The sequence below is a fragment of the Kitasatospora putterlickiae genome (genome assembly GCF_039527695.1).
GTDB lineage: Bacteria > Actinomycetota > Actinomycetes > Streptomycetales > Streptomycetaceae > Kitasatospora > Kitasatospora putterlickiae.
Genome location: NZ_BAAAKJ010000235.1, coordinates 46,930 through 50,182 on the forward strand (window position 1 = coordinate 46,930; position 3,253 = coordinate 50,182).

Consider the following 3,253-nt stretch of genomic DNA (forward strand, 5'->3'; position numbering starts at 1 on the left):
ACGACGAGCGAGGCGACCGTGATCAGCAGCACGAGCGCGGCGGACCAGGCGGCGGCGGCCCGGACCGGGCCGGGGGCCCGGTCGAGCACGGACTCGGCGCGGTCCGGCTCGTCGCCGGCCTTGCGCTGCTCGTGGAAGGCGAGGATCTGCAGCTCGATGGAGAGGTCCACCTTGCGCACGTCCACCCCGTCCGGGACGGTCAGCACGGTCGGGGCGAAGTTCAGGATGCTCGTGACGCCGGCCTCGACCAGCCGGTCGCAGACCTGCTGGGCCGCGCCGGGCGGGGTGGTGATGACGCCGATCGAGACGTGCTGGCTCTCCACGATGGACTCCAGTTCGTCCATGTGGCGCACGGGCAGGCCGGCCGCGCTGCTGCCGACCACGGCCGGGTCGGCGTCGAGCAGGGCGGCGACCCGGAAGCCGCGGGAGGCGAAGCCGCCGTAGTTGGCGAGCGCGTGGCCGAGGTTGCCGATGCCGACGATGACGACCGGCCAGTCCTGGGTCAGGCCCAGCTCGCGGGAGATCTGGTAGACGAGGTACTCGACGTCGTAGCCGACACCGCGGGTCCCGTAGGAGCCCAGGTAGGAGAAGTCCTTGCGCAGCTTGGCGGAGTTCACGCCGGCCGCGGCGGCCAGCTCCTCGGAGGAGACGGTCGGCACCGAGCGCTCGGAGAGCGCGGTGAGCGCGCGCAGGTAGAGGGGCAGCCGGGCGACCGTCGCCTCCGGGATTCCCCGGGCACGCGAGGGTCGGCGCGCGGCGCCCGGGTCGGGCGTCTGCGAACTGCTCTGTGGTGATCGGCCGATTGCCACGGTGCTCCTGTGGGTGAAGCTGGGCTTTGGCAGCCAGGCTATGCGTTTGTGAACGTGTGCACAAAGATGGTGTCCGATTTGTCCCTGCACAGTGACGCGCATCACGCCGTCGACCCCATAGCACCGGCCGATTTCCGGGGCGCCGCCGGGGGCGGTGCGGCGGGTGGCCCGGAGCCGTACGGGAGGCGGTCCGACAGGTCGCGCGGGCCGGGCACCGGGGCCGGGCGGGCGTGGTCGCGCGGGACCAGCGGGACCGGCCCGCCCGACGGGCGGGAGCGGGCCCGCCCCAGCCGCGGCCACGACACCCGGGCCGCCTCCCGCAGCGGTCCCGCCCAGTCCCCCGGCGGGCAGGACGGCGCGTCCAGGCAGTGCCGCAGCAGGCCGGCGGTGGCGCGGGCGTCGCCCAGCGCGGTGTGCGCCGCGAACCCGCCGAGTCCGGCCGCCTCCACGCAGGCCGCCAGGCCGAAACCGCGGGCCTCCGGCAGGTGGGCGCGGGCCAGCCGCATGGTGCACAGCAGCGGCACCGGGGGCAGCGGCACCCCGATCCGGGCGAACTCACGATCCAGGAAGGCGTGGTCGCAGGTCACGTGATGGCCGACCAGCACCCGGCCGGCCAGCAGCTCCAGCAGCCTCGGCGCGATCTCGCGGAACCGCGGGGCGCCCTCGACGTCCTCCTGCGCGATCCGGTGCACATGGGTCGGGCCGACCGGGCCCAGCGGGTCCAGCAGGGTGCAGAACTCGCCCTGCGGGCGGAGCCGCTCGTCCAGCTGCACCACGGCCACCTCGACCACCCGGTGCCGCCAGGGGCTGCGGCCGGTCGCCTCGACGTCCACCACGGCGAAGCCCGCGCGCGCGTCCGGCGACGGGTCGGGAAGCATGGCGGCACTCCTCGCGTGCTCAGCCCCCCATGGGCGCAAACGAGTTCGATCGTAAGCCGACCGGTGCGAGGCGCCCCAAACCGCGCACGCGGATTCTTCACAACGATTCGGCGAACCGACCCCGCCGTCCGGCGGGGGTCGGCGGGCGGGGTCAGGCGGGCGGCCGGGCAGGGTCAGCCGGGCGCCCGGGCGGGGTCAGGCGCCGAGGGCGGTGCGCAGGCGCTTCTCGTCCACCCGCCAGAAGTCGTGCTGGCGGCCGTCGATCAGGGTGACCGGGATCTGCTCCCAGTAGCGCCGGTAGAGCTCCTCGTCCTGGGTGATGTCCTTCTCCTCGAAGGACGCGCCGAGCTCGGCCGCCACCCGGACGATCACCTCCCTGGCGTCGTCGCACAGGTGGCAGCCGGGCTTGGCCACCAGGGTCACCGTCCGGTCGGCCGGCTTCCGGTTCTTGTCACGTCGCAGCAGTGGGCTCACCCCGCCATTGTGCGACGCCCCTACAAGCGGAGCCCCGACGACCGGCCCTCCTCCCGTTCACCCCCCGGGCACGCCGCCGTCACGGCCGCCGCGCAGGTGGCTGGTTATGCTCGATGACATGGCCGTGCTCCGAAGGCTCATCCAGGCAAGGCGTTCCACCAGCGCGCGGACCGCCCTCGCGGGCGAGGCCGCGGCCGAGGCGGCGGAGGCCGCGCTGCGGGCCGCGCCGGAGCCCCCGGCCGAGGAAGCGCGGCCCGAAGAAGCGCGGGCCGGGGAGCCGCGGCCCGGGGAGACCCCCGGGGAGGCACCGGCCGGGGAGCCGCAGCCGGCCAAGCGCGGCAAGGCGCCCAAGGCCCCCGAGGGCAACCACACGCCCGAGCCGGACGACCCGCGCGCCGCGGCGTTCTTCGACTGCGACAACACCATCCTGCGCGGCGCCGCGATCTTCTACCTCGGCGTCGGCCTCTACCGGCACGGCTTCCTCAGCCGCCGGGACATCGCCCGGTTCGCCTGGCAGCAGGCCTGGTTCCGGCTGCACGGCGCCGAGGACCCGGAGCACATGGCGGACGCCAAGCACACCGCGCTCGGCGTGGTGGCCGGCAAGCGGACCGCCGACCTTGAGGCGCTCTGCGAGGAGGTCTTCGAGGACGTCATCGCCGACAAGGTGTGGCCGGGCACCCGCGCGCTGGTGCAGATGCACCTGGACGCCGGACAGCGGGTCTGGCTGGTCACCGCCGCCCCGGTGGAGGTGGCCCGGATCATCGCGGCCCGGCTCGGCATGACCGGCGCGCTCGGCACGGTGGCCGAGGCGCGCGACGGCGCGTACACCGGCCGGCTGGTCGGCGAGCTGCTGCACGGCCCGGCCAAGGCGGCCGCCGTGCGCGCGCTGGCCCGCCGCGAGCGGCTCGACCTCGACCGGTGCGCCGCCTACAGCGACTCGGCCAACGACATCCCGATGCTCTCGCTGGTCGGCCACCCGTACGTGGTGAACCCGGACGGCGCGCTACGGCGGCACGCCCGGGCGCAGGGGTGGCGGGTCCGGGACTTCCGGACCGGCCGGAAGGCGGCCCGGGTGGGCCTGCCGGCGGCGGC

The 3,253-nt window shown here is 75.3% G+C and carries 4 protein-coding genes; 1 reads left to right on the top strand and 3 read right to left on the bottom strand.

Annotation, left to right across the window (positions count from 1 at the left end; genetic code table 11):
- The 3 genes from ABD308_RS23665 to ABD308_RS23675 form a co-directional block, all read right to left on the bottom strand.
- The coding region (locus ABD308_RS23665; RefSeq protein ID WP_344338341.1) for a redox-sensing transcriptional repressor Rex at positions 1-809 on the bottom strand (809 nt) is incomplete at its 3' end.
- Positions 810-910: 101 nt separating this feature from the next.
- On the bottom strand, positions 911-1,687 hold the full coding sequence (locus tag ABD308_RS23670; RefSeq protein ID WP_344338343.1) for a 3'-5' exonuclease: 777 nt from the start codon (positions 1,685-1,687) through the stop codon (positions 911-913).
- Between the two features lie 195 nt (positions 1,688-1,882).
- Entirely contained in the window at positions 1,883-2,161 is a 279-nt protein-coding gene (locus ABD308_RS23675; RefSeq protein ID WP_344338345.1) for a glutaredoxin family protein, read from the bottom strand.
- 118 nt (positions 2,162-2,279) lie between these two features.
- On the opposite strand from ABD308_RS23675, the gene ABD308_RS23680 reads away from it, so the two are divergent.
- On the top strand, positions 2,280-3,253 hold a 974-nt coding region (locus ABD308_RS23680; protein WP_344338348.1), incomplete at its 3' end, for an HAD family hydrolase.

Bases quoted from the DNA above. Each gene is read 5' to 3' on its own strand.
- ABD308_RS23670 (WP_344338343.1), bottom strand. From the start codon at position 1,687: ATGCTTCCCGACCCGTCGCCGGACGCGCGCGCGGGCTTCGCCGTGGTG.